The sequence below is a fragment of the Agriterribacter sp. genome, from assembly GCF_035444585.1.
In the GTDB taxonomy this organism is placed as follows: Bacteria; Bacteroidota; Bacteroidia; order Chitinophagales; family Chitinophagaceae; genus Agriterribacter.
Genome location: NZ_DAOMOZ010000029.1, coordinates 1 through 25,750 on the forward strand (window position 1 = coordinate 1; position 25,750 = coordinate 25,750).

Genomic DNA, 25,750 nt, shown 5'->3' on the forward strand with positions numbered 1-25,750 from the left:
TACGACACGGACAATCGCAATGGAACCTTGAGAACCGATTTACGGGTAATAAAGATGTACCGCTTACGGAACTGGGCAGGGAAGAAGCCCATGTGGCCGGTAAAAAGCTGAAGAACATTGTGTTTGATCATGCATTTACATCGTTGCTGGAAAGGGCAAAGGAAACACTGACGATCATACTTGGAGAAATCGGGCAGACAGAATTACCGGCAATAAAAAACCGTGCCTTAAACGAAAGGGATTATGGAGACCTGCAGGGGCTTAATAAAACCGAAATGGCAGAAAAATACGGTTTACAGCAGGTGGATCTGTGGCGGCGCGGTTACGACGTACAACCACCCGGTGGCGAGAGCCTGAAAGATACTGCTACAAGAGTTATCCCTTTTTATCAGCAGGAAATAGAACCTTTATTAATAGCCGACAAAAACATACTGGTAGTGGCGCACGGCAATAGTTTAAGAGCACTGATGATGTATCTCGAAAAAATAAGTCCCGAAAATATTGTCACGGTCAATATTCCAACAGGAGTGCCGCGGGTGTATACTTTTAGCAGCCACCTTAAGCTGGTAGATGCTTTGTATATTTAGGTATGAGGTGTGAGGTATAAGGTATGGGGTGAAGTCATGAGCGATCGGCAGTTGGATCCGGAACCAATTCATCAACTGCTCATCGATCGGCTATACCTGCTCTTTTTTGCTTTCTTTGGCCCAGGTATCTTTTAAGGTAGCGGTTCTGTTAAATATAAGATGCCCCGGCGATGAAAGCTTATCGGGTGTAAAATAGCCTTTGCGTATAAACTGAAATTTTTCTCCTTCAGCGGCATCCCTTAACGACGATTCAATGTATGTCTTTTTAACAATCTGGAACGAGTTCGGGTTGATGTATGACGTGAAATCTTCCTCCTCACCGGGATTTTCCGTTGTAAACAACCTGTCATATAATCTCACTTCGGCCTCTGCTGCATGCGCTGCACTTACCCAGTGAATGGTTCCTTTGGCACGAACGCCGGAAACATCATTACCACTTTTACTCTCGGGAATATAGGTGCAATGAATGGCTGTAATATTGCCCTCATTATCCTTAACGCAATCTTCGCATTTTACAATATAAGCGCTTTTAAGGCGTACCATGGCGCCGGGTGCCAGCCTGAACCATTTTTTGGCCGGTGTTTCCATAAAGTCTTCACGCTCTATCCACAATTCTCCCGAAAAAGCAACGGGCCTTGTTCCGCCGTTGTTTTCCGCTTCGGGGTTATTTTCGCTGAATACTTCCTCGGTTTGACCTGCCGGATAATTGGTGATGATCAGCTTTACAGGATCCAGCACTGCCATGCGGCGAATGGCGATCTTATTGAGATGCTCTCTTACACAATGTTCCAGGAGGCTCATGTCCACCAGGTTCTCTCTTTTGGCTACGCCTATCCTGGTACAAAAATCGCGTATGCTTTCGGGGGTAAACCCTCTGCGCCGCATACCACTAATGGTGGTCATGCGGGGATCGTCCCATCCCTCTACGTGATTTTCATTCACCAGTTGAAGCAGCTTTCTTTTGCTGGTTATGGTGTAGGTTAAATTGCGGCGGGCGAATTCATATTGTTTGGAAGGAAAGATCTCCAGCTTTTCAATCAGCCAGTCGTACAGTTCACGATGGGGCACAAATTCAAGCGTACAAAGAGAATGGGTAACTTCTTCAATGCTGTCGCTTTGCCCATGAGCGAAATCATACATTGGGTATATGCACCAATTGTTGCCTGTTCGGTGATGGTGCGCATGTTTAATGCGGTACAATACCGGGTCACGCATGAGCATATTGGAGTGCGCCATGTTAATTTTAGCCCTCAGCGTTTTGCTGCCGTCCTTAAATTCTCCCTTTTTCATGCCCTCAAACAGATCCAGGTTCTCCTCAACAGCACGGTTGCGGTAAGGGCTGTTCTTTCCGGGTTCGGTGGGGGTGCCCTTTAAAGCGGCGATCTCATCAGAGCTGCTGTCGTCAACATAGGCCAGCTCTTTTTTAATAAGATCAATGGCAAACTGGTAAAGCGTACCGAAGTAGTCGGAGGCATACAATTCATGCTTCCATTCAAAGCCAAGCCATTTTACATCTTCTTTAATGCTGTCTACATATACTGTTTCTTCCGTTACGGGGTTGGTATCATCAAAACGGAGATTGGTATATCCGCCGTATTTTTCTGTTAGCCCGAAATTCAGACAAATACTGGAAGCGTGCCCTATATGGAGGTAGCCATTGGGTTCAGGAGGAAAGCGGGTAACGATCCGGTTGTATTTACCGTTCTTAAGGTCTTCCTCCACGATGTCTTCAATAAAATTAAGTCCCTTTTCTTCAGTCATTGCTGCTGTATTCGTTTAGGGCACAAATGTAAGCGTTAGCAAAGTAAGTTAAGCAGGTTGACAGGGAATGTTAGGACGCATTTACCTTTGGTTGATAAAAGATCAGGTTTTCGCCTTTGCGCGCTTTCTTTATGCTATGCGAAAATCATATATGTCCCGGTGCAGAAAACAGGCAGATAAGCTGGTTCGATCTGCATATTTTGAAGCCAAATACGACGGGACTTGTTCCGGTTTTGCCGCGGATTAGTATCTAAAACTTGCTGAATGCGGTAATTTTGCCCGGAATATTACCGGAACAGGTAAAATCTTTTTTGATAATAATGATATTTTTCGGAACTTTGCCGTCCCAAAAAAACAGGATTATGGCCAGAGTATGTCAGGTTACAGGTAAAGTTCCCATAACAGGAAATCGTGTATCGCACTCCAATATCAAAACAAAGCGCAGATTTTTACCCAATCTGCAAACAAAGCGTTTTTTCCTGGCAGAAGAAGATCGGTGGATAACCCTTAAAACCTCTACGGAGGGGTTAAGAACCATTAATAAAAAAGGGTTATATACTATTGTAAAGGAATTGCGGGCACAGGGAGAAAAAATCTGATAACAATTTAAATTTATAAGCAATGGCTAAGAAAGGTAACAGGGTACAGGTGATTCTGGAGTGTACTGAACACAAAAACAGTGGTCAGGCAGGAACCAGCCGTTACATCACTACCAAAAACAAAAAGAACACTCCTGAACGCCTGGAGTTAAAAAAGTTCAATCCTGTTTTAAAAAAGGTCACCGTTCACAAAGAAATCAAATAATACACTGTGTTGTGAATGCTTGCAAACTTTCACAGGCTCACCACAGGTAACTTTAAAATATTCAAAACAGCATTATGGCAAAAGCAGCAAAAACCGCTATAAAAGTAAAAGACCAGAAGTCTGCCGCCGACTCAAAGAATTGGACAAAAGTGGTACGTGCGGTACGCAGCCCAAAATCCGGGGCATATACTTTTAAGGAATCTATCGTGCATAAGGATAAAATTAAAGAATTCCTGGCTCAGAAATAAACCGGCGCCGGTAGAACAACGCATAAAGAGCTGTCACGATACTGTCGCGATGGCTTTTGTTATTTTAAGCAAATGCCGGCATTAAATTGACATTATGGGATTTTTTGGAAAACTATTCGGGAAAAAAGAAAAGGAAAGCCTCAATGAAGGCCTGCAAAAAACGAAAGAAAGCTTTCTGTCTAAAATAACAAAAGCCGTTGCGGGCAAAAGTACGGTTGATGAGGAAGTGCTGGATGAGTTAGAGGAAGCATTGATAACGGCTGATGTGGGATTAGATACTACTGTTAAGATAATTGAACGTATAGAGCGCCGTGTGGCAAAAGACAAATATCTCAATACTTCGGAGCTGAATAGCATTTTACAGCAGGAAATTGAAGCAATGCTGGTTGCAGTGCCCGAAAAAAATATCTATGGATTCAATACCGAGCTGCCTGCGAAGCCTTATGTAATACTGGTAGTGGGGGTTAATGGCGTTGGTAAAACCACCACCATCGGTAAGTTGGCGTATAACTTTAAAAAAGCGGGTAAATCTGTTTTGCTGGGCGCTGCCGACACCTTCAGGGCTGCGGCCGTTGACCAGCTAACAATATGGAGTGAAAGAACGGGAGTTCCCATTGTAAAAAAGGAAATGGGCAGCGATCCGGCATCTGTGGCTTTTGATACGGTAACCAGCGGTATTTCAAGAAACAGCGATGTAATTTTAATTGACACTGCCGGGCGCTTGCACAATAAGACGCATTTGATGGAAGAACTGAGTAAAATAAAAAGGGTGATACAAAAAGTAATTCCCCATGCGCCTCATGAGGTGATGCTTGTACTGGATGGGTCAACAGGACAAAACGCTTTGGAACAGGCAAAACATTTTACGGCGGCAACTGATGTTTCTGCGCTTACCATAACCAAGCTGGATGGCACGGCTAAGGGCGGAGTGGTTCTGTCAATTGCACACCAGTTCCGGATACCCGTAAAATTTATTGGAGTAGGAGAAAAAATGGAAGACCTGCTGGTATTTGACAAGCATGAATTTGTAGATAGTCTTTTCAGTCTTAACCATTCAAAAAACGATTGATAAAGCAGATGGCAGTTCTACAACAATCACCATATGTTTTGTATTCCAATGGCAAAGGAGATATTTTTGAAGATACCACGCTATATGCTGTTGGCAGAACCGGCTGGGATGCCGTAGCTGTACCCGTAGAAGACTGGATAGCATTGCCTGATGGCGGCTCCTTATACGAACTGCCCGGCCGGAAAGGGATAGGCATAGATGTGCGTTCCGGCGAAATGCGCCTGTGTGAAAAAGGATGGGCTGTTGCTGCTTTTATTCCACCCGCACATACCGGCTTGTATCTTGCCGCATATGAAACGCAGCCCGGTGCTCCGTTGCTGCCTTTATTCTGTTATACCGCAGCGGCATGGCTTAACGACCAGTTTTATGTTCCTGCTGTGCGCATTGAACAAGATATAAGGCAGGACTGCAGCGGTTATGACGATACCCTTATTCATAAGGGCGTTGACAATTTGCTGCACGCTTACCCGCACAACCGTTTGGTAAAACATTTGGCCGAAAACTGCTGTCTTTCCTATCACTGTCCTGCTGCCCGAAATTATTTTATCGGGAGATGGGAATGCCCGGTACCTTCATCACCGGCCTGTAATGCCAACTGTATCGGCTGTATTTCCTTCCAGCCGCAGGAAGAGAACATCCCTTCCACGCAGGATCGCCTGACGTTTAAACCCACGCCGGAGGAAATTGTTGAGTTCACCGTACCGCACCTGCAAACCGCGCCTTTCCCTTTGGTGAGCTTTGGACAGGGCTGCGAAGGCGAACCATTGCTGATGTGGGAAACCATAAGCAAGGCCATTGCAGAAATACGCAGGCATACGCCCAACGGAAGCATCAATATCAATACCAATGGATCCAGGCCGGCTGCTGTAAAAGCATTGTGTGAAGCCGGGCTGAACAGCATAAGGGTTAGTACCAATTCGGCCCGCAAACATATTTATGAACCGTATTATCGGCCAAACAATTATGTTTTTGAAGATATCGTGGAAAGTCTGAAAGTAGTGCGCAGCTATGGAGGTTGGACTTCCATCAACTATTTTGTTTTTCCAGGCATGACCGATAGTGTGGAAGAATATGAAGCATTACGAGGCTTAATTAAGGACACGGGTTTGAACATGATCCAGTGGCGTAATTTTAATATAGATCCCGACTGGTACATGGGGAAGATCGGTGTTCATGAAACGGGTGAATGCCTTGGCGTGAAACAACTGATGTTGCTCATCCGCGAGGAGTTTCCCAATTTAAAATTTGGTTACTTCAATCCTCCGATAGAAAGGATCAGGGGAAACTACCAGGTGGATTTTGCGCATTGAGGGGTGGAACGTTTTATTCATCAGCATTGTACAGGAGATTTTTTGATATGGATAAAATTTTAGAAGACAGTTTCAACCGCTTGAAAAGGTATTGTGAAAGAGAAGGGTACAAGGGATGGGACCCCTACGATGGCTTAACGAGCAGGATTTTCCGGAGCCTGCCACTTATCAGAACCAATCGTTTTTTTAAGCTCGCCTGGATACAGCTTTTTAAACGTTCTCCCGTAAACTTGCGCAGGCTTTCTTTGGTTTCCAAAGCGTATAATGCAAAGGGGTTAGGACTTTTTCTTACAGGGTATTGTAATTTGTACAGGCAGCAACCGTCAAAAGAAACAATAGATAAGATCCACTTTCTGGCTGGTAAAATTATTGAATTACAATGCAACGGATACTCGGGTAGCTGTTGGGGATATTATTTTGATTGGCAGGCAAGAGCTTTTTTTCAGCCGGCGAATACGCCAACTGTTGTGGCCACTTCTTTTGTGGCCGATGCTTTGTTCAACGCTTTTGAAATTACAGGCGAAGTAAAATACCGCGATACTGCCCTGTCATCTGCAAACTTTGTTTTGAAGGATCTTAACAGGACATATGATGATAATGGGAGCTTTTCATTTTCTTATTCGCCAATTGACCACACCGTCGTTTTTAATGCCTCTCTGCTGGGAGCTAAATTATTAAGCAGGGCATATCATTATACACAGGAACAAAAATTGCAGCTAACAGCGCAAAAAGCTGTGCAGTTTAGCTGCGATCATCAGCAGCAAGACGGTGCATGGAGCTACGGTACTTTGCCTTATCATGCCTGGATAGATAATTTTCACACGGGTTTCAACCTTGAGTGCATACATGCTTATCAATTGTATACGGGAGACAGCTCATTTGCCCTGAATATTGATAAAGGGCTCAGGTATTATTTATATACTTTTTTTACTGAGGAAGGCCTCTCCAAATATTATCACAACAGGTTGTATCCCGTGGATATCCACGCTCCTGCGCAATTGGTGGTTACCCTTGCTAAATTAGGAAAGCTGCAACAGCATCGTGCCCTTGCCGAAAAGGTTTTATTGTGGACGGCCACACATATGCAGGATGAAAGCGGCTATTTCTACTATCAGAGGAAAAAGCATTTCAGCTCAAAGATACCCTATATGCGCTGGGCGCAGGCATGGATGTTTTACGCGTTAAGCTACTATAAAGCATATGATTGAATATCTGTTTTTATAATGCCCCGGGTTCTATACCTTCAATATAGAAACCGCCGCTTATTCGTATAAATTATACAAGTTAAATGTCTGGCATGAAACAAAGGATCCACCTGATGGGCACTCCGGTTGATAATCTTACCATGAATGAGACGCTGGATATAATAAAGTGTGCCATAGAAAGAAAAGAGCATCTTCATCATACCGTGGTAAACGCAGGGAAGATCGTTTCTATGCACTCCGATCCGCAATTGAGGGAAAGCGTTATCCATGCCGATATCATCAATGCCGACGGACAGGCTGTAGTGTGGGCTTCCAAACTGCTGGGCACCCCCCTCAAAGAACGTGTGGCGGGCATTGATCTTATGAGCAAACTGGTAGAATTTTCTTTTGAGAACGGGTATAAAATATTTTTCCTGGGGGCCCGGCAAAAAGTACTGGAAGAATTGGTTTCCAGGTACAGTCTTCGGTATTCTCCCGAAATCATTGCAGGTTACAGGAATGGATATTTTAAGAAGGAAGATGAAAAAGAGATAGCGCGTCAGATAGGCGACAGCAAAGCTCATATGCTGTTCGTAGCCATTACGTCTCCCATAAAGGAAATTTTTTTGTATGAAAACCGCGATGCACTTAAAAATGTGAATTTTATAATGGGGGTTGGCGGGAGCTTCGATGTGGTGGCAGGTTACGTAAAACGGGCGCCTTTATGGATGCAACGTTTGGGATTGGAATGGCTCTTCCGGGTTTACCAGGAACCACGCAGAATGTTCAAAAGATATCTTGTGGGCAATTTGAAATTTATACAACTTCTTATTAAGTATAAATTATCCGGGAGATCATATGTTTCTTCTTAATGCGGCAAGTGCAAATCGGTATGCCGTCTGCCGTCAGGAAGCGCTTTTACGCAAATTGAAATGCGTATAAAGGGAGTAGAAAAACATAAAGAACAATATTCCCTGCTGCCTGTGTAATACCGATTCGGTACAGAATGTGATCAGGCATATGATCAGAAAGGGAAAATATAAAGCATTAACTCCGCGCCCGGCAAGCGGGGAAAAAAGAAGCATAAGAAAAACAGATAAGCCTATTACGCCAAGCGCTGCAAGTATTTCCATATATTGGTTGTGCGCATTGTAATTGTGGAGTGCGAGATCATCAAATCCTTTTTCGATATATTTTTCTTTCCTGATGTCTGCTATATCTCCGAGCGTTGTGCCCCAAACCGGCCGGGATGCGAAGATGTCATAATATACACTCCATTTTGCCAGGCGCATAGTAAATAAATTTCTTTCCGATTGAACATCCGTAATAATTAACGGCTTATTTTTCAGCGAATCTATTTTCCCGTTGTTAAAAGGATTGAGGTATAAAACAGCTATGCCGGTGATCAGTATGCATATGGCTAAAATTTTTTTGAAAGTGGTATTAAAATACCGCAGGCGCTTTTGCTGTTTAACCAGCAGCCATAGCAACAGTGTAAAATAAACGCCGATCCCGATCAGCGAATCAAGCAGGAAGATCCCAACGCTTAAAAATAACGCAGTGCACAGCATCAGTATTTTCTGCCCGCGCGTGTGGCTGTTTTGTCCTGTAAAGTAAAGATGAAATAATATCACCATCCCGAGGTTGGCAAAAGCCGCCCCATATGTGGGATGCCAGTTGTGGTAAACATTGGTTAGTCCGAATGAGTGCAGCTTATGATAATATCCGTCAAACAGCATTACACTGTTAACACCTGTTACTGTAATATTAATGATATTGTAAATTATGGCGAACAATAAGGTTGCCGTAATGGAAATAAGGAAAGAGATATTAATCTTCCGGAGTAATTCCTTCTTGATAAGAGGAGAGGTGCCGATAAACACAGGAAATAAAATAAAAGCCATCATCGTGGACAATGTGCTGAGCGCCGTCCTGAAATTTTCTGAGAAGAAGAACCCTGCAACGATGTAGAGGTAGAGCAGAACGGGTAGCAATACCTGTTTTTTGTACAAAGAGCCGGGCAGCCCGCGGTACTTTTTTTGTATGATCCAGCAAACTGCTGCGATAGATAAAAAAAGCAACACAGCTCCGTATAGAGGCGACGGCAGAACAATTGCCACACCCAGCAGGGAATACCTGTATATTTTATCGGCGTTCAACAAAAAGTAAAATTTAAATCTGCTGCGGCAAACCGGTATGTAAACTGTCTAATATTTTTAAAGTCGCTTTGGTAGTGGCATATATGGATTCAAAAGAAATGGGAGACGGGTTGCCCTCCTTTATTGCATCAAGAAATGCATGAACCTCCTGTTTATGTCCCTTTCCTTCCGCTTTCAACCGGGTCATTTTATTGTTGCTGTACCATTCGCCACCCCTGAAGTCGTTGATGACGCCGATTTTCCCGCCTCCATAAATCTCAAGCCGTTCTTTTGGCAATGCCTTATCACCGGTAGCCACGTATACAATGCTTCCTACTGATCCGTTTGTAAACTGGATATTGATCACACTATTGTCGTCATTTTTATTAAGACTGTTGGCCGAATGGATACATTGGGCAAATACGGTTTGAGGCAGGGCTTCTGTAAAATATTGCATCAGGTCAATAAAGTGACATACCTCACCAATGATCCTTCCGCCACCTGTTTGTTCATCCTGGGTCCAGTGATCTTTGGGAATGAAACCTGCGTTCACGCGGTAATTCATTACCAGCGGTTCATTGATACCTTTAAAATTTTGTTTCAGTGCAATTGCCACCGGAGAAAACCTGCGGTTAAATCCCACCATTAATTTTCCGCCCTGTTGCATATAGCAGGCTTTTACGTCTTCCAGTTCCTCTTCGTTCATCGCAAGCGGTTTTTCAACAAAAACATTTTTGCCTGCTTTTAGCGCCTCTGTTACGTATAAAGCATGGGAATTGTGCGGCGTGGCAATAAAAACCGTATTTATTTCCTTATTGTCAATTACATCCTTACTGTTTGATGATGCGCTGTCAAAGGAAAACTTCTGGGCTACATTTTGGGCCGTAATACCTTTTGAGGTTACTACCACACGTAGCCTTCCCCCAAAATTTTTAACGTTGGGTATGAGGTAGCTTTGTGCAAAGCTTCCTGCACCTATGAATCCCGCCTCAATATGCTGCTGCGGTGCTGTGGTATGCTGAATGACCTTTGTGTGTATGAACTTGTTCTCATTGTCGGGATAATGCAGAAGAATGCCGATATGCGGTTCCTGTATTTTTCCTGTTACTATATCATAAGCCTTTTCTGCTTCTGCTATGTCAAAGGTGTGGGTGATGAGTGGTTTGATCCTGATACTTCCCTGCGCCAGCAATTGAAGAAATGATTCCATGTTCCGCTGCTCCGTCCATCGTACATAGGCGTAAGGGTAATCAATGCCTTTTTCTTCGTATTCCGCATCATAACGGCCTGGTCCATATGAGCAAGACAATCTCAAGTCGAGTTCTTTACGATAGAAATGGGGATCCCTGGGCACATCCAGCTTAATGGCGCCAACGGCTACTACTTTTCCTTTTTTACGTGTAATTTCTGCCGATAATTCTATAGGGTCGTTTGATGAGGTTGCTGCGGTGATGATCACACTGTCGAATCCGTAGCCGTTGGTAAACTGATTAACCAACGCCGTGAGGTTGGCATCACCACGCTGAACTGCATCGTCTGCCCCCAGGCTACGGGCAAGCTCAACAAGCGACCCTGAAATATCAATACCCAGTACTTTACATCCATTGGCTTTCAGCAACTGGCAGGTGATCTGTCCAAGAAGGCCTAACCCAATTACACAAACCGTTTCCCCGAGCTTGGGATCTGCCTGGCGCACACCCTGCATGGCTATTGCACCGAGTGTAGTAAAGCTTGCTTCTTCATCTGAAACGTTGTCCGGAATTTTAACTACCAGGTTTTGAGGAACGCAGATCACTTCGGCGTGTGATGCATAATCCTGTCCCGCACATGCTACCCTGTGGCCGGGTTTAAAAAAATGGTGGGTGTCCATTGAAGCTACAACCCTGCCGGAAGTACTATAGCCTAATGCTTTAAGTGTGTCTAATTTAGTGCGTACTTTTTCAAGTGTTGCTTTCAAACCTTCTTTCCTTACGTTTTGTATAACTTGTGCCACAAGGTCCGGACGTTGCCTGGCCTTTCCAAGCAGGTTGGCCTTAGCTACTTTTACGGTGCTCCTTTCCGTGCCGGCGCTGATCAATGAAAATTTATTTTCTATGAGAACCATGCCCCTGCTTAAAGCCGGAGCAGGCACTTCATCAACATACAGTGCACCCGTTTTAAAGTTTTGAATCACTTGTTTCATTGAAGCTGTTGTGTCCTTTACATCGTCACCGGCAATATTGCAGATAAACAAATGTATTGTATTGCATTTACATAACCTTATATCGCTTACGATTTACTTATGGCGTGCATCATTTCCATGCAGGTCATTAAAAGGGGTAAGACAATTGATAAGAGGAGCCGGTTACAAAAAGGGCTTTGTGGCGCCACATCTCCTGCAGTTCTCCTTCAAATGTGCTAAATACGTATTGCCCGAATGGAGCTGTTTTATTCCATGGAGCCGTTTCATTTTGCAATTCTTCGGCGGAGAGGAAGCCGCCGTCTTCGTTGCGGTACCTGTGGGAAAAATAGGGATCTATTGCTACCCATTTTTTCCGGAAGGGGTTCCAGTATTCAAGGAACTGGTGAAACCCGGTTCGTGTGTCATCCTGCATGTGTACAGCTCTTGTGGGTATATGGAATTCATTGGTCAGTATTTCCTGCAGGCTTAACGACGATCGCTGACAATAGGCAACGGAAGCGCTGTCGGGCACACTTAAATAATACGGGAGGTAAACATATTCGTTGCGGCTCATTAGAAATGTTTGCAATTGCGGTAATTCACCTGCAAATAAATCGTATCCTCTGATCACAGATTGCAAAACGCCGTTTATGTAATCGCACAATAAAGAAATACTGCTATCCAGTTGACCGGCACTAAAAGATAGGGGTATCTTTTGATTCAGGTAACCCAGAAAACCGGTGTCGGATATGTGTGGTTCGTAACTTTGCTGCACAACCTGAAGGGGGCCGCAATCAAAAGACCCGGACATGCCTTCGGGGAAGCCGATTTCTATGCTCACGTTATTGGCGCTGCCGCTGTTGAAAAGAAACTCAAATAATGCTTCTCCCTTGCTGTTTGCTTTTTCATATTTTCCAAGGAGCATGCGGGTGTGGGTATTAAAAGCATATACCCCACCTGCGATATAATTGTTGATATCGTATTTGATGGTTGTACTCACTTTATAAAAAGTATCCGGATGCACATTTATTGTTTGAAATAAAATGTGTTCTCCTTCCGAATTGCTTTTCATGCTCAGTCCGCCGGCAGAATGAGTAAACACATCTGTATTGTTATAGATCTGCCTCATTTGCCAGTTCTTGGGCAATGTATAAGCATCGTCCCAAACGGCAAAATCTGCATTTAATAAAAGGTTGGAACCCGGTATAGCAGACGGAGCATTGGTAATTTTATCCTTAGCGCAGGAAGACAGCAGCACTGTTCCCATGATCGTGATGGTCAGTGTAATAATATGAAAAGAGATATCGTGCTTAATGCGAACGTTCACCAATTGCTTATTTTAAAAGATGATGAGGTCTGCTATACGCCTATAGCTTGCAGAAATCATGCCGCAGTATTTAACATCTTTTTAATCTGTATATTGCCTGAACCACAATTCCAGCGTGATAAGCATATACAATTTGTATGCATTGTCTTCCGTTCCTTTTCTGTCGTCATCAATGATCTTCCTGATGTATTGATAGTTAAAAATCCCCCGTTGATTTACAGCGCTCTCACTGAGTAATTCATCAACCAGCGGCCGCAGTTCTCCGCTCATCCAGGAGCGGATAGGCGCGCCAAAAGAAGCCTTGGGCCGGTATATGATTTCCTGGGGCAAATAATCTTCTGCTGCTTTTTTTAATATATACTTGCTTTGCCTGTGTTTGTACTTGAGCCTGCCGGGGATCTTCATCGCCAGTTCAATCACTTCCTTATCTATAAAGGGCACTCTTACTTCAACGGAAGCCGCCATGGAGGCCCTGTCGGTATAGCTGAGGTTCAGTCCCTGCATGAACATATGAGTGTCGGTGTGGCAAACCTGGTTAACAAGGTCATTTTTATAAAGCCGGTTAAAGATGCTTTTGTGCTGGTTGCGCAGCCAGTTGTACTCAGCTGTTATATCTTCCCTGAAGAGTTGCTGCATTTCCGTTTTGCTGTAATAAGAATAGCTTTTCATATACGCTTCTTCAGTGCTAAGATTTGCGAACGAAACAAAACGCTTCGCCCACCGGAATAAACGGATGCCATTTTTACCTTGCTTAACGGGTAAGACACTCACCAATCTTGTGATGAGATTTCTTATTACGGCAGGTATTTTCTTATACCTTTCGGCCAGCAGTATTGCTTTATGCCTGCGGTAACCAAAGAAAATTTCATCGGCTCCCATCCCCGACAGCAAAACCTTTACCCCTTTTTTTCTCGCTGCCGCGCAAATCAGATGCGTGTTCAATGCGGCCGGGTCGCCAATAGGCTCATCCAGTGTATATACCATTTCTTTCAGATCGTTAACGATATCTGCTTCTACCAGGATCTCATTGTGATCAAAGTGATACAATGCTGCCAGCTTTTTGGCATATCGTTCATCTTCCGGCATCTGTTCAACCTTTTTGTCCTTTTCTGAAGTGGCGATCGTATAGGTAGACAGCCGGCTGTTGTGTTTTGCCGCCAGCACCGATACCAGCGAGGAGTCGAGCCCTCCGCTGAGGAAAGCGCTTACCGGCACATCAGCTACCATGTGCCTTTTAATAGCACCTTCCAGGCATGCCTTTAGCTTGCTGATTGCCGTAGCCTCATTTTCAATAAAGGTGCTTTCTTTTAGTTCCCAGTATTTTTGAGGATGAATTTCTGCCGGCAGGTTTCCTGTATCCAGTATCACATAATGTGCGGCAGGCAGTTTGTGTATGTTCCTGAAGCAGGTAATATTGCCGGGAACCCACAGGTAATTTATGGCTGCAACCAGCGCTTTTTGATCCAGCGTTTTATCAATCCCGGGTAGCTCCAGCAATGTTTTCAGCTCAGAAGAAAATGCAAACCCGTTATTGATTTGCGTGTAAAACAGGGGCTTTATCCCAAAATGATCCCTGGCAATAAAGAGCCGGCTGGTATCGCTTTCAAAGACGGCGAAGGCAAACATCCCGTTCAGGTCATCAAGGCATTTCTCTTTTTTTATGCGGTAAAGCTCAAGCAATACTTCCGTATCGGAAGTGGTTTTAAATTCCACGGAAGGGTCCAATTGCCGGATTTGATCTTTTAACGCCTCGTAGTTATATATTTCGCCGTTGAATATAATAGTAAGGTTACCTTTTTTAAAAGGCTGATCTGACCTTTTGTCAAGGTCAATAATAGATAATCTCTGATGCGCAAGGCATACATTATTATGCAGCCAGTGAGCCTGGCTGTCGGGCCCGCGATGCTGTTGTACCCGGTTAGCCATCTCGGCCAGCGCAACGGGATCTTTAAAATTAATAAACCCTGCTATGCCGCACATCTTTACTGTTTATTTAAAATATCCCGGATAATGGTAAACACATTCTTATCAAAAATCTCCATGCTGTATTTTTCATGAAAATCGTTTCGGGCCGTTTCGCTCATGCGCTTTACCCCCTGAACATCGTTAACTGTATTCTCAAGAAGGTTTGCCCAGTCCCGGGGGTCGGTACTGCCGCATAATTTTCCATTTCTGCCGTCTTCAATGATGTCCGGGATGGCGCCGGTAAACGTAGAAACTGTAACCAACCCGCATTGCATTGCTTCCAGAATGGTCAGCGGGAAAGCCTCGTTAACATACACAGTTGGGAATACGAGGAAATCTGCCGAACAAAGCGCATCAAATTTTTTATCGTCATATAATGGACCCATAACGCTGATATGGTTTTCGAGGTTATTTGTTTGTATGAATGTCCTGGCTTCCCCGATGGTAAGATCTCCGTTGTTGCCAACTACAAGCGCATTAAAATGCATTTCGCGTTGTTTCAGTATTTTCATGCTTTCCAGGAAAGTTAATATACCTTTGCTTTTATAAAGGTTCGAAAGAAAGATAAATGTGGGATAGCTGTGGTCTTTTCTCCCGGACAGATTAACCTGCAAAGGTATGGCATTCTTAAGAACGTAATATTTCCCAAAATGCACTTCACGAAAGTCTGAAGATAAACTTTCGGCGAGGCAAACCGGGAAAGTATTTTTGAATACCTGCCTGTATAGCCATCTTTTCCATCCCTGTTTGTTACTGTTTTCTGCAATACCCCTTCCCTGGATATGTAAAGCCAGTTTGATGCCACAGGCTTTGATAATTGCCGCGTATAATGCGTCTCTGTAGAATGCAGGGCCGGACGGGGCGAAGTTGTAATAAACAAGAGCGGGCCGGTAAGTGAGGAGTGTCCGGATCAGCCTGGTTGTGAATACAGGGACCAGCAATAGTTTTTTTGCAGAAAACTTACCGATGTCTGCTACGGAGTTTGCAAATTGCAGAGGCAATACCCGGCATGAAAATTTTTCCCGTATAAGCGGATTATTAACAACATAACTGTTAACAAGCGAAGCGCCATGAATGGGGGGAGGCAGTTGAACAATAAAAAGAATTTTTTTCATTGTGAGCAAAAATATATTATATAAGCTTATTATAAATAAAAAACATATTGTCTGTACTTGTGGTTTAATGCACTCGTCTCATCAAAACTAAAATTGCAGGGAAGACTGCAAGTTATGCTGTATGCCCTGGAAGCCGATAAACGTCTGTCTATTACTAAACATCAAATAACTGATACATGAAAGTTAAATTTTCAAGTAAATTTCCCAAACTTACTGTTATCACTAACCGCGACAGATTTCTGCAGGAGTACGTTGAAGGGAAAACCGTTTTACACGGCGGGTGTGTTGACAGCGAATTGTTCGGTGAAAGAATAGCGACAAAGCTTTTATTGCACGATATACTGGCTACTACCGCAAAACGACTTGTAGGAGTTGACGTTGATGAGGAAGGCATAAATGAAATGAAAAGAAAGGGATACAGGGATGTTTATTACGCCGATCTTGAGTCTTGGGACTATGATGAAAATTTTGATGTAATTATACTTGGTGAAATTATTGAGCACATTGACAACTGCGGACTTTTTCTTCAATCTGTGTTGCGCTTTTGCCGTGCAGATACCACTGTTATCTTTACCACTCCTAACAGTTACTATTTTCTTTTTTGGATATACAGTCTTTTTGGAAAAGAGAGTATACATCCGGATCATAATTATATTTTTTCCTACAATTCTATAAAGTCCCTGCTCGGAAAATTTTCATTTGATGTAATAGATAATATTGTAGTATGGGAAAAGGTTGATTTTACCCGTGTTGGTGATACGGCATTTACGCAGGTAAAAAAGAAAATCGCCGCTTTCCTGCTCAATAGCGTTCATTTAATAAAGTTTATTTTCCCGCAGTATGGAAAGGGAATAATAGTAATAACAAGGCCTGCTCAATAGGGCTATATTGCTTCACGGTACTTACGGCTGAAGGCATATGCCGTTGTAAAATAGATCAACCAGAAATAGGTTGCTGAGTGGGGAAGTTCCAGTATCACATTAAAAGATATCCAAACAAAGCAGCCTGCAAAGGAAAGCAGCAAAAATGATTTATTCCTGCTGGCAGGCAACGGCGAAAGCATAACAGTAAGCCCAACATTTTTTAAAGGCAGAAGAAAAAGCAGGGCCGGCAGCAGCCCGATATGAAAAACAAATGAAAGGCAGGAATTGTGTGGTGGCGAAAGATAACGCGCCATAGGGTAATATTCGTCTATCATAATGGCAGAATGAATGGTTTCATTGATATAGACGGCAAAATCGTAGCTCATGAATGGTTGCCCGAAACCGCTACCCAGCACGGCATATTTTGTTACAATCGATTCTTTCAAAACATGTCCCCAGTATAATAGCCGCCAGCCTGCATTGGCGTCCCTGAACTGAGGCAAAAACAATAAAACCAGCAGGGCTGTAAAAATAATGCAAACTGCAATCAGCCTTTGCATAGGCTTTATACGCATAAAAAAATAGAGTAGCCCTATACAAAAAATAGACAGGAAAGCAGAAGAATGTCCCAGCGTGGTTGACAATGCCAGGCAGCCCAGGAATTTTAAGAATCTGACCGGAACCTTTTCTTCATAGGCCAGCGTTGCTGCAGCGTAGGTGATAATGCCGAAAATGATCAATGGGGAAAAATAGTTGTATTCTCCCTCTCTGAAAAGAGAAAAATTGTTTATGAAAAGATAGCCATATAAAATGTAAACGACCTGAAGTGCAACAGATGCGCCTGAAAGATACAAGACGAACGCAATGATCTTACGAACAGTATGGTTGTCTTTTACCAGTAAATTAAAAAGCAGGTAGCTGCACAAAAGGTATACAATAAGATTGAATTGCCGGAAGGTAATGATAAGCATTTCTCCCCGGGGTCTGTAGAAAACAAGACTAAAGGCAAGGTAAATAAATGCAATCAGCACAACAATCAGAACGGGGATGAAGCGCAGGGTTAATTTTTTCCTGTTGTTCAATGCCAACAGCGTGAGTACCCCCAAATAAAGATCGTGCAGGTAAAGTGGCCCTGCAACCTGCAATTTGGTGAACGTTTTGCCGAAAAGCAGCAGTGAAAAGAAATAAAGAACGATCAGCCCTTCTATGCTAAAAAGTTTGCTCCATATAACGGCAGGGTATTTCAAATTTATTTAAAGTTGAGATTTGTTTTGAACAATTTCCGGTAATTGAGCGCAATATACACTCCCCCAAGCATCGCCATCCCGGTATAAAGCCCGGCAAAAGTATCGCCCATGAAATATCTTATGGTCAGCGGAAGCAGCAAGCATAAAAGCGATGTAAGCAGAAATTTTATCCTCAGCAATATTGCCGCATCTTGGTTAATGTAAACCAGGCCTGCAACAAATATCAGCTCACCTGCAAACAAAGCTGCCCCTATATTGAGCGGACTTTGCCTGAAAAAAGACAATACAATAACGGTAATGATTGATGTGACAGCAGCGGCAGCCGCATACTTTGCATAGATTTTGTCTTTTTTCTTAAAAAGAGAGCGGGTATGAAAGCTTATAAAAACACACATCACCAGTGCAGATAAACCTATCAGGATAATAAAACCGGTAAATGCTGTGTATTGTATTCCGAAAAATATGGTGATCATGCTTTTGGGGAAAATAAGGGAAGCGCCCAGGAAGGAGCAGCCAATAAGAATAGAAAGTTCATCTGCCCTGAGTGTCATCTCATCATGTACCATTTCCTTTAAGAAAGATTGGTTGATGATGCGCATTATTCCTTTAAAAATAACGTATAACTTTAAACCAAGATAACTTACTGCCAGCACCTGTTCATTATAAAAAAAGGAGGCAACGAACATCAGCCCCAATCCAAGTATATACATTACAAGAGTAGCGATGCCAAGGCTTATATTCCGGAGATATAGTTTTAAGGCGGGCAGTACCGGAGATATGAAGTATTTACAATGAAGCTGACGCGAGATGGCAAAGCCCGTGATCCCAAACACGGCAACCGTGCTCATTATATATGCGGCGGAAAGGTATTTTTTATTGATAAAGACAAATACAATAAGCAATAAGGAAGGAATAAAGGTTCTGCAAAACGCCCATATCGCGGCTTTAACAGGTTGTCCTCTGCCATATAGGGCATAATCACCGCTCAGTGCAAAAACAGGGGCAAATATAAAAAGCCAGCAGGAAGGATAAATAAGGGCAAACAAGGCAACGCTCGTTATCATTAACCCTAATGCAATTCTTGCTCTTTGCGCCTGGTAATAAAATATTTTCCATTTTTGTTCTATCGCAATGTGCCGCACTGCTGAAAGCTGCAACCCAAAGCCCAGTATGCTTATCAACAGTTGAAAGGTGGAATCAATTTCTCCAATGGAAGTCAGAGTAGCGGCTGATGTGTTCTTTGAAAGAAATTTCAGCACAAATAAGGTAAATATATGCGCTGCACCGGTCAGAACCGCTATTTGAGATAATCTTTTGAACATTTTTACAAACTAAGGCCAATACGATCATCTAATTGCAGGGATGGGCATCCCTCTGACAGCATCTCGCCATATGACGGACAAAACATGTTGAATAATTTTTAAGGTGTTTCCGTTGGTTTGTCTGGTTCCGGGTATTTTCGGTTTTGCCTTTTATCCATTTCGTTCAGGAATTTGTAACACTCAATGAGCAATACCAGAGAAAAAGAGACGAGCAGTCCCATCCATGCATATTCGAAAAATTCCTGGTTATAGCCGGAAACTTTACTACCTCTCGCATTAATGTTTGAAGCAATGCGAAACGCAGTTTGCTGTTCAATGAGCTTATTCCGTATCCGGGTCAGAGCATCTTTTAATTGCATCTCTTTATCATACAGTTCAATTTCCGGATTGCTGAAGCTTTTGTTGTTGCTGCCCAGTACCACGTTGCCTCCTTCACCCTTTGCATTACCGCTTGCAATGTTTTTATAGTAAGCAACGCGCAGGGAATCGAGGCCTGCCATGGATCGGCTCAACAGTGCTTCTTCTTCTCTCAGCACACCTGTAAATTTCTCATGCAACGTCAAAAGGTTTTTGTTTTGCTCTAAATTTCTGATCAATCCCTGTTGTATGCTCGCATATATCTCAGGACTGTGACTGTATACTCTTATACGTTGCAGCGGATAACTAATATCTGTGATGTTCTTCCTGAAATCAGCATATTTAATGACAATTATTCTTTGTGTGTCATTGGCAAGGCTGTTAGGGCTATAATCTGCTACAAAGTCTTCGTAGAGCTTAACTGTTTCCAGTTCATCGTTTACCGGTGCTATTTCAAACCGGATAAGTTTTCTGCTGTCTGCTTCTGAAATATCAAATACAGTGGTAAGCTCTTTTATTCTGTCATCACCGATCAATGAATTAAAATAGCCTATCGTATTATACAACGGCATGGAACTTCCGGCGTTCGATCTTACTACCATATCTGAATAATACACAGGGCCGTCTTTAAAATAAAAATATAACCCCAGGCTTAAGCCTGCCAGCGCCCCTGCCGCCAACCAGATAATTTTTCGCTTAATAAATATGAAAATGGAAAGAAGAAGCTGAAATAAAAAAGAAAAGAAGGATCCTATAGCTTTTGCTACAGAGGAAAATAATTTTCCGACGAGGTTTAAAAAAATACCAAGATCAATTTCACTTTCTTTTTGATCGTTCGTTGGTTTAGTATCCGGTGGCATGAAAACAGAATGTTAATTATTGCTGATTAATTCCTGGAAACATCAAATATATGAAAGAGTTCTAAAATGAAACCTGCGGGGTTACAAAACACAATCACGAACTATTGTGCGCAGCTCATTTATATTCAGGGCAATAAACATTTTTACAGTGCTTATAACACAAAAAGTAAGTTTGCCGTCGTCAGCCGGTCTAAACTTTATTTTTTATTCATTAATGATAAGCAAAAACACTTAAAAGCATTATTTTTTTTTCTAAATCATTTGTTTATCAAAATTTTTTTTTCAAAGCAACGTTATCCCCACGCAACCTGTCAAATAAACCCGATAGCTAAGGTATTGTATTCGTTCATGCAACACATTAAATGAAAATTTTTTGTGAAAGATTATGCAGGTGCAAAGTTTGGCTTAATTTTTTGAATATATAGTAGAAAGAACTCCTGTAAGTCTTCCGGGCCGGAAGTATTTATAGAAAAACCTTAAAAAGACCATAATGTTTGTATCAAGTGTTAAACCATTATCCTACGACCGGACTTTAGAATCAAAGAATCGTGAATCGTTCCGCACCTACATACAGCAGAGAAAGAAATATCTGGTTGCAAAAAGAGCTTTTGATCTTGTATTATCAGTAGCAGCTATTGTATTTATAATGAGTTGGTTACTACCTGTGTTGGCACTTATGATCAAATTAAGTTCAAAAGGCAGTGCGTTCTTTGTGCAGAAGCGTGTGGGCTTTCTTGGCCGGTCATTCAATTGCTATAAGTTCAGAACGATGGTGATGAATAAAGAGGCCGATTCCATGCAGGCTGTTCACAATGATCCGCGCATTACACGAATGGGAAAATTTTTACGCAATTCCAACCTCGATGAATTACCGCAATTTTTTAACGTTTTGATGGGTGATATGACTATTGTTGGACCACGTCCGCATATGCACAGCGACTGCGAGAATTTTGCAGAGGTTGTTGATAATTATAAATTCCGGAATATAGTAAAGCCCGGAATAACCGGTCTGGCCCAGGTTAAAGGATTCCGCGGACCGGCTAAAACCTACGAAAGCATTTTCAAACGTTACCAGTGGGACGCATTTTATGTAAGAAATGCTAATTTTTGGATGGATATGCGCATTGTTAGAAAAACAGCGGCGCAAACTGTTTATTTTATCTACAAGCTTATTGTTCCGGGTGCTGTCGCAGAAAATCCTCAGGCAGGCGGAAAAAAAGCATATCGTAAACTTTTGCTGGATATGCGGCAGCGCATGAACAGTATTGTATAAAATCAACCTGCCCAGCCTTCCCTGTCGAGGCTCCTGTATTGGATGGCTTCAGCAAGATGCTCTGTTTTAATATCATGGGTGCCTGCAATGTCTGCAATGGTTCTCGAAACTTTAAGTATCCTGTCGTACGCCCTTGCCGAAAGGTTGAGCTTATTCATTGCCGTTTTTAAAAGCGCTTGCCCTCCGGCATCTATGCCGCAGATCTCTTTCAGCATTTTACTGCTGATCTGTGCGTTGCAATAAATTCCTTTATAACCGTTATATCTTGCAGCCTGTACCTCTCTTGCCTTAATGACTCTTTCTCTTATTGAGGCAGAGCCTTCACCTTCCTTGTGCGCAGCCAGTGCCGAAAATGGTACAGGCGTTACTTCCACATGCAGATCAATTCTGTCTAAAAGCGGTCCCGAAATTTTATTCAGATATTTCTGAACGGTTCCCGACGGGCATGTGCACTCTTTTTCGGGATGATTGTAAAAGCCGCAGGGGCATGGGTTCATCGAAGCAATCAGCATGAAGCTCGCAGGAAAATCTACTGCCACCTTTGCGCGGGAGATAGTTACTTTTCTTTCTTCCATGGGTTGACGCATTACTTCAAGGACGGTTCTTTTAAATTCCGGTAATTCATCCAGGAACAATACGCCGTTGTGCGACAACGAGATCTCGCCGGGCTGGGGTATACCGCCGCCACCTACCAGTGCCGCATCACTGATGGTATGATGCGGAGAGCGGAAAGGGCGCTGCGAAATAAGAGTGGTGTTGGCAGGGAGCTTGCCCGCCACGCTGTGGATCTTGGTGGTTTCCAGGGCCTCTTCGAGCGTAAGCGGGGGCAATATAGAAGGCAGTCGTTTGGCCAGCATGGTTTTGCCGGCGCCGGGCGGACCTATTAATATGGCATTGTGACCACCGGCAGCTGTAATTTCCAGTGCACGTTTGATGTTTTCCTGTCCTTTTACATCACTGAAGTCGAGCTCAAAATTACATTGCGACTGGTAAAATTCTTCTTTTGTATTAACCACTACAGGCTGAAGCGAAGTTTCATCTTTGAAAAAATCAATCACTTCCAGGATGTGGCTCACGCCATATACTTTCAGGTTATTCACCATCCCCGCTTCCCTGCAGTTCTGTACAGGAAGTATCAATCCCTTAAATCCTTCTTTCCTTGCTGTAATGGCGATCGGTAATGCCCCCTTAATAGGCTGAATATTTCCGTCCAAACTCAATTCGCCCATGATCACATATTCAGAAAGTCGCCCGGCATTGGGCAACTGTTCACTTGCGCCCATAATGGCCAGCGCAATGGGTAAGTCGAAAGCAGTTCCGGTTTTCTTGATATCGGCAGGGGCAAGGTTTACGATCACTTTGATGCGGGGCATGTAATACCCGGTATTCTTTAAGGTGCTTTCAATACGCTGCTCACTTTCTTTTACGGCATTATCGGGTAGCCCAACCATGTAAAAAAACTTTCCGCCGGTGATGTTAACTTCTACCGTAATGGTAATGGCTTCCACACCATAAACAGCGCTTCCAAAGGTTTTGATCATCATAAAAAAAGGTTAGCGTGATGAATACAATGAAATTACTGAAATAGTTTGAAAAAAAGGTGTGGGGTATAAGGTATGAGGTGTGAGGTTTGAGGAAATCCGAGGCCATAAGCTCTAAATCCGGAGATGCGGTCGGCACCCGACGCAGGAGGGTCAGCACCGTATCTAAACGCGAAGCACCAAACGTCAAATAGCAAGCGCCGAATAAAGACTCAGATTTCAAATCCGAAGCCATAAGCTCTAAATCCGGAGAATACAACGCTAAACTAAAAACCATAAACTTTTAAAATCCAGAACAAATTACTTGCAACCTGAAACTTGCAACCTACCTCCTCACACATTCACCACCAGCACCGGTATTTTCAGTTCGTGCCTTACCGTGTTTATGGTTTGTCCGTGTATAAAATCCTGCAAACCGCTGTGCCCGTGAGCGCCTATTACCAGCATGTCGGCCTGATGCTCTTTGGTAATGCGCACAATTTCACCTGCTCTTTTATCAAAACCAAGTCCGATTTCGGCCTTATATCCTTTTTCCTGCAATGTGTTTTTATATGCCAGCAATCTTCTCTCATCTTCTTTTGTTTCATAGTCATCGCTTTCTCTTCCCAGCAATCGGGCTGAAACGCTTTCTACCACGTGAATGAGCAGGTAGGTGGCATGTGTATTGCCCTGTGCAATGGCATACGACAACAGCTTGCTGTCGCTTTTGCTGAAGTCGAGCGCTACGGCAATTTTGGCAAATTTCGGTATGTTCAGATCAAAGCTGTCTTTCATATCCGGATGTACTGTAAGAGAAGCGGGTTTGGCAATTTTGTAGAATAAAGGACGGAAGCTAATATATAGCAAAAGACTGAAGAAGAAAATACCGGCAGCGATAATAATAAATTTCCAGAATGTATTGCCCGGGCTTTCAAAAATGGCGGTAAACTCACCCTCTACCATTCTAATGTTAAGGTATACTAAGATGAGGGCGATGGTCCAGGCAAAGAATTTGGTAACAGGCTTTATGGCAAATTGTCCCATCGTTTTTTTATCGCTTACAAAATGAATAAGGGGTATAACGGCAAAGCCTAATTGCAGGCTCAGGATCACCTGGCTCAGGATCAGCAGGGCGTCAAGCTCTTTATCACCATAAATGCCAATGACGATCAGTGCAGGCACAATGGCTATAAGGCGGGTGATCAACCTTCTTAATAACGGATTGATACGCAGCCGCAGGTAGCCTTCCATTACAATTTGCCCGGCAAGTGTACCGGTAACGGTTGAGCTTTGACCGGCAGCGATCAGTGCAATAGCAAAAAGTGCGGAAGCTATACTGCTGCCCAGCAACGGCGACAACAGTTGGTGTGCTTCTTCCAATTGGGCAACTTCAGTGCGCCCGGTTTTGAAAAAAGTGGCTGCAGCCAGTACCAGTATGGCTGCATTTACAAGAAATGCAAGATTCAATGCAATAGTGCTGTCTACTACGCTCATCTTTAATGCATAGCGGATACTTTTTTCATCTCTTTTAATTTTGCGGGTTTGTACAAGGGAAGAATGCAGGTATAAATTGTGCGGCATTACGGTAGCCCCTATAATGCCAATGGCAATATACAACGCTTCATTATTAGGCAAACTGGGTATAAATCCTGTAACTACTTCAGCAATATCCGGCTTGGCAAGCAGTATTTCTATTAAAAAAGATACTCCTATCACTGCAACCAGCGCTATTATAAACGCTTCCATTACACGCATTCCCATGCGTTGGAGGAACAGCAGTAAAAAGGTGTCTAATACAGTAAGGGTTACTCCCCACAGCAAGGGGATTCCTGTTAGCAGGTGCAGTCCTATCGCCATACCCAGCACTTCCGCAAGATCGGTTGCCGCAATAGCTATTTCAGCTAATATGTACAGGATAAAGTTGATATATTTCGGGTAGCTTTCCCTGTTGGCCTGTGCAAGATCACGTCCGCGTACAATGCCTAACCGGGCAGAAAGACTTTGCAGCAACAGGGCCATCAGGTTACTCATCAGCAACACCCATATAAGCGTATAGCCAAATTTGCTGCCGCCGGCCAAATCGGTAGCCCAGTTGCCGGGATCCATATATCCCACACTTACCAGGTAGGCCGGCCCCAGGAAAGCCATAGCGCGTTTCCACCTGGATTTTTTGTGCGATTGTGTAGTGTCTATGCTTTCATGCACTTCGCTTAACGATACATCTGAATTATTTTCCCGTTTCATAATGTACAATTATGTTTTGAGCAGCCTGTTTACTGATGGAGAAGAAGATGCCCGGTGCCGTTTTAATTTCCAGCGACTGATCAAGCCCGAATTTCAGCTTTTTCAGCATTTCTGTTGCCGAAGCCGGTCTGTTTAATTCGGCGGGCAGTGCATTGGAGCTCACAGTTTGTCGCTCACGCTGTAAATGATAGATTGCCCTGATGTAGTATTCTTCGCTAACTGAATAATTCACTATAGCTAAGTTATATTTTAGACGAATCTAAAAATATTTTTTAATTTTTTAAACTTTTACTGTAATTTAATTGTGTGACGGGCAGCAATCATGCGCAAAAAGATATCTTTAAGGCATCCCTGGGTTTTGAAATCAGGCGGTATGCGGCCGATTGAACTCCGTT

Annotated in this window: 22 protein-coding genes; 10 read left to right on the top strand and 12 right to left on the bottom strand. The window is 43.2% G+C overall.

The genetic code is table 11. From position 1 onward, the window contains the following. Nucleotides 1-587 (top strand): 2,3-bisphosphoglycerate-dependent phosphoglycerate mutase (locus PLH26_RS05090; protein WP_324584912.1); only part of this gene is annotated, 587 nt, incomplete at its 5' end. 90 nt (nucleotides 588-677) lie between these two features. On the opposite strand, the gene PLH26_RS05095 is transcribed toward PLH26_RS05090, so the two are convergent. Next, on the bottom strand, nucleotides 678-2,348 hold the full coding sequence (locus PLH26_RS05095) for a glutamine--tRNA ligase/YqeY domain fusion protein (RefSeq protein ID WP_324584913.1): 1,671 nt from the start codon (nucleotides 2,346-2,348) through the stop codon (nucleotides 678-680). A gap of 362 nt (nucleotides 2,349-2,710) precedes the next feature. Here PLH26_RS05095 and rpmB point away from each other — a divergent pair, with 362 nt between their 5' ends. The 7 genes from rpmB (at nucleotide 2,711) to PLH26_RS05130 (ending at nucleotide 7,835) form a co-directional block, all read left to right on the top strand. Beyond that, nucleotides 2,711-2,947, top strand: coding sequence for a 50S ribosomal protein L28 (rpmB, locus tag PLH26_RS05100; RefSeq protein ID WP_324584914.1), 237 nt, complete (start codon nucleotides 2,711-2,713; stop codon nucleotides 2,945-2,947). Between the two features lie 22 nt (nucleotides 2,948-2,969). Then, nucleotides 2,970-3,152 carry a 50S ribosomal protein L33 gene (rpmG, locus tag PLH26_RS05105; protein WP_324584915.1) on the top strand — a complete coding sequence of 61 codons (183 nt, stop codon included), beginning with the start codon at nucleotides 2,970-2,972 and terminating at the stop codon, nucleotides 3,150-3,152. A 74-nt stretch (nucleotides 3,153-3,226) separates the two neighbouring features. Beyond that, entirely contained in the window at nucleotides 3,227-3,400 is a 174-nt protein-coding gene (locus tag PLH26_RS05110) for a DUF4295 domain-containing protein (protein ID WP_324584916.1), read from the top strand. A 94-nt stretch (nucleotides 3,401-3,494) separates the two neighbouring features. Beyond that, nucleotides 3,495-4,469: a signal recognition particle-docking protein FtsY gene (gene ftsY / locus PLH26_RS05115; RefSeq protein ID WP_324584917.1), complete on the top strand. Its 975-nt coding sequence runs from the start codon at nucleotides 3,495-3,497 to the stop codon at nucleotides 4,467-4,469. Between the two features lie 8 nt (nucleotides 4,470-4,477). Then, a complete protein-coding gene (locus tag PLH26_RS05120) occupies nucleotides 4,478-5,779 on the top strand; it encodes a radical SAM family protein (RefSeq protein WP_324584918.1) in 1,302 nt (433 codons plus the stop codon). A 47-nt stretch (nucleotides 5,780-5,826) separates the two neighbouring features. Then, nucleotides 5,827-6,987, top strand: coding sequence for a hypothetical protein (locus PLH26_RS05125; protein WP_324584919.1), 1,161 nt, complete (start codon nucleotides 5,827-5,829; stop codon nucleotides 6,985-6,987). An 89-nt stretch (nucleotides 6,988-7,076) separates the two neighbouring features. Next, nucleotides 7,077-7,835, top strand: coding sequence for a WecB/TagA/CpsF family glycosyltransferase (locus PLH26_RS05130; RefSeq protein ID WP_324584920.1), 759 nt, complete (start codon nucleotides 7,077-7,079; stop codon nucleotides 7,833-7,835). 33 nt (nucleotides 7,836-7,868) lie between these two features. On the opposite strand, the gene PLH26_RS05135 is transcribed toward PLH26_RS05130, so the two are convergent. From PLH26_RS05135 to PLH26_RS05155, 5 genes are all read right to left on the bottom strand, one after another. Beyond that, nucleotides 7,869-9,125, bottom strand: coding sequence for an O-antigen ligase family protein (locus PLH26_RS05135; RefSeq protein WP_324584921.1), 1,257 nt, complete (start codon nucleotides 9,123-9,125; stop codon nucleotides 7,869-7,871). 10 nt (nucleotides 9,126-9,135) lie between these two features. After that, complete coding sequence (locus PLH26_RS05140) at nucleotides 9,136-11,283, bottom strand: bi-domain-containing oxidoreductase (RefSeq protein ID WP_324584922.1); 2,148 nt, start codon at nucleotides 11,281-11,283, stop codon at nucleotides 9,136-9,138. Between the two features lie 127 nt (nucleotides 11,284-11,410). After that, nucleotides 11,411-12,589 (bottom strand): hypothetical protein, encoded by a 1,179-nt coding sequence (locus PLH26_RS05145; RefSeq protein ID WP_324584923.1) that lies wholly within the window; start codon nucleotides 12,587-12,589, stop codon nucleotides 11,411-11,413. Between the two features lie 81 nt (nucleotides 12,590-12,670). Beyond that, the gene (gene asnB, locus PLH26_RS05150; RefSeq protein ID WP_324584924.1) at nucleotides 12,671-14,569 is read right to left on the bottom strand and encodes an asparagine synthase (glutamine-hydrolyzing); all 1,899 of its coding nucleotides are present in this window, start codon (nucleotides 14,567-14,569) and stop codon (nucleotides 12,671-12,673) included. A 2-nt stretch (nucleotides 14,570-14,571) separates the two neighbouring features. Further along, a complete protein-coding gene (locus PLH26_RS05155) occupies nucleotides 14,572-15,669 on the bottom strand; it encodes a glycosyltransferase family 4 protein (RefSeq protein ID WP_324584925.1) in 1,098 nt (365 codons plus the stop codon). Between the two features lie 176 nt (nucleotides 15,670-15,845). Here PLH26_RS05155 and PLH26_RS05160 point away from each other — a divergent pair, with 176 nt between their 5' ends. Continuing rightward, the gene (locus tag PLH26_RS05160) at nucleotides 15,846-16,550 is read left to right on the top strand and encodes a class I SAM-dependent methyltransferase (protein WP_324584926.1); all 705 of its coding nucleotides are present in this window, start codon (nucleotides 15,846-15,848) and stop codon (nucleotides 16,548-16,550) included. 2 nt (nucleotides 16,551-16,552) lie between these two features. Here PLH26_RS05160 and PLH26_RS05165 read toward each other — a convergent pair whose 3' ends face one another. The 3 genes from PLH26_RS05165 to PLH26_RS05175 all read right to left on the bottom strand — a co-directional run bounded on the left by PLH26_RS05165 (nucleotide 16,553) and on the right by PLH26_RS05175 (nucleotide 20,318). After that, nucleotides 16,553-17,779, bottom strand: a complete 1,227-nt coding sequence (locus PLH26_RS05165) for a hypothetical protein (RefSeq protein ID WP_324584927.1) — start codon at nucleotides 17,777-17,779, stop codon at nucleotides 16,553-16,555. A 2-nt stretch (nucleotides 17,780-17,781) separates the two neighbouring features. Next, nucleotides 17,782-19,101, bottom strand: a complete 1,320-nt coding sequence (locus PLH26_RS05170) for a hypothetical protein (RefSeq protein ID WP_324584928.1) — start codon at nucleotides 19,099-19,101, stop codon at nucleotides 17,782-17,784. Between the two features lie 98 nt (nucleotides 19,102-19,199). Continuing rightward, nucleotides 19,200-20,318 carry a hypothetical protein gene (locus PLH26_RS05175; protein ID WP_324584929.1) on the bottom strand — a complete coding sequence of 373 codons (1,119 nt, stop codon included), beginning with the start codon at nucleotides 20,316-20,318 and terminating at the stop codon, nucleotides 19,200-19,202. A 490-nt stretch (nucleotides 20,319-20,808) separates the two neighbouring features. On the opposite strand from PLH26_RS05175, the gene PLH26_RS05180 reads away from it, so the two are divergent. After that, nucleotides 20,809-21,591, top strand: a complete 783-nt coding sequence (locus tag PLH26_RS05180; protein WP_324584930.1) for a sugar transferase — start codon at nucleotides 20,809-20,811, stop codon at nucleotides 21,589-21,591. A gap of 2 nt (nucleotides 21,592-21,593) precedes the next feature. Here PLH26_RS05180 and PLH26_RS05185 read toward each other — a convergent pair whose 3' ends face one another. From PLH26_RS05185 to PLH26_RS05195, 3 genes are all read right to left on the bottom strand, one after another. Further along, the gene (locus PLH26_RS05185) at nucleotides 21,594-23,135 is read right to left on the bottom strand and encodes a YifB family Mg chelatase-like AAA ATPase (RefSeq protein ID WP_324584931.1); all 1,542 of its coding nucleotides are present in this window, start codon (nucleotides 23,133-23,135) and stop codon (nucleotides 21,594-21,596) included. A gap of 330 nt (nucleotides 23,136-23,465) precedes the next feature. Beyond that, entirely contained in the window at nucleotides 23,466-25,355 is a 1,890-nt protein-coding gene (locus PLH26_RS05190) for an Nramp family divalent metal transporter (RefSeq protein WP_324584932.1), read from the bottom strand. Next, nucleotides 25,339-25,587, bottom strand: coding sequence for a helix-turn-helix domain-containing protein (locus tag PLH26_RS05195; RefSeq protein WP_324584933.1), 249 nt, complete (start codon nucleotides 25,585-25,587; stop codon nucleotides 25,339-25,341). Before PLH26_RS05195 ends, PLH26_RS05190 begins: the two co-directional genes overlap by 17 nt. Nucleotides 25,588-25,750: the final 163 nt, after the last annotated feature.

Coding starts and splice junctions, on each gene's coding strand:
- PLH26_RS05160 (WP_324584926.1), top strand. CDS start 15,846: ATGAAAGTTAAATTTTCAAGTAAATTTCCCAAACTTACTGTTATCACT.
- PLH26_RS05170 (WP_324584928.1), bottom strand. CDS start 19,101: ATGTTCAAAAGATTATCTCAAATAGCGGTTCTGACCGGTGCAGCGCAT.
- PLH26_RS05190 (WP_324584932.1), bottom strand. CDS start 25,355: ATGAAACGGGAAAATAATTCAGATGTATCGTTAAGCGAAGTGCATGAA.
- PLH26_RS05095 (WP_324584913.1), bottom strand. CDS start 2,348: ATGACTGAAGAAAAGGGACTTAATTTTATTGAAGACATCGTGGAGGAA.
- PLH26_RS05155 (WP_324584925.1), bottom strand. CDS start 15,669: ATGAAAAAAATTCTTTTTATTGTTCAACTGCCTCCCCCCATTCATGGC.
- PLH26_RS05180 (WP_324584930.1), top strand. CDS start 20,809: ATGTTTGTATCAAGTGTTAAACCATTATCCTACGACCGGACTTTAGAA.
- asnB (WP_324584924.1), bottom strand. CDS start 14,569: ATGTGCGGCATAGCAGGGTTTATTAATTTTAAAGATCCCGTTGCGCTG.
- ftsY (WP_324584917.1), top strand. CDS start 3,495: ATGGGATTTTTTGGAAAACTATTCGGGAAAAAAGAAAAGGAAAGCCTC.
- PLH26_RS05125 (WP_324584919.1), top strand. CDS start 5,827: ATGGATAAAATTTTAGAAGACAGTTTCAACCGCTTGAAAAGGTATTGT.
- PLH26_RS05110 (WP_324584916.1), top strand. CDS start 3,227: ATGGCAAAAGCAGCAAAAACCGCTATAAAAGTAAAAGACCAGAAGTCT.
- PLH26_RS05185 (WP_324584931.1), bottom strand. CDS start 23,135: ATGATGATCAAAACCTTTGGAAGCGCTGTTTATGGTGTGGAAGCCATT.
- PLH26_RS05130 (WP_324584920.1), top strand. CDS start 7,077: ATGAAACAAAGGATCCACCTGATGGGCACTCCGGTTGATAATCTTACC.
- rpmG (WP_324584915.1), top strand. CDS start 2,970: ATGGCTAAGAAAGGTAACAGGGTACAGGTGATTCTGGAGTGTACTGAA.
- rpmB (WP_324584914.1), top strand. CDS start 2,711: ATGGCCAGAGTATGTCAGGTTACAGGTAAAGTTCCCATAACAGGAAAT.
- PLH26_RS05140 (WP_324584922.1), bottom strand. CDS start 11,283: ATGAAACAAGTGATTCAAAACTTTAAAACGGGTGCACTGTATGTTGAT.
- PLH26_RS05175 (WP_324584929.1), bottom strand. CDS start 20,318: ATGCCACCGGATACTAAACCAACGAACGATCAAAAAGAAAGTGAAATT.
- PLH26_RS05120 (WP_324584918.1), top strand. CDS start 4,478: ATGGCAGTTCTACAACAATCACCATATGTTTTGTATTCCAATGGCAAA.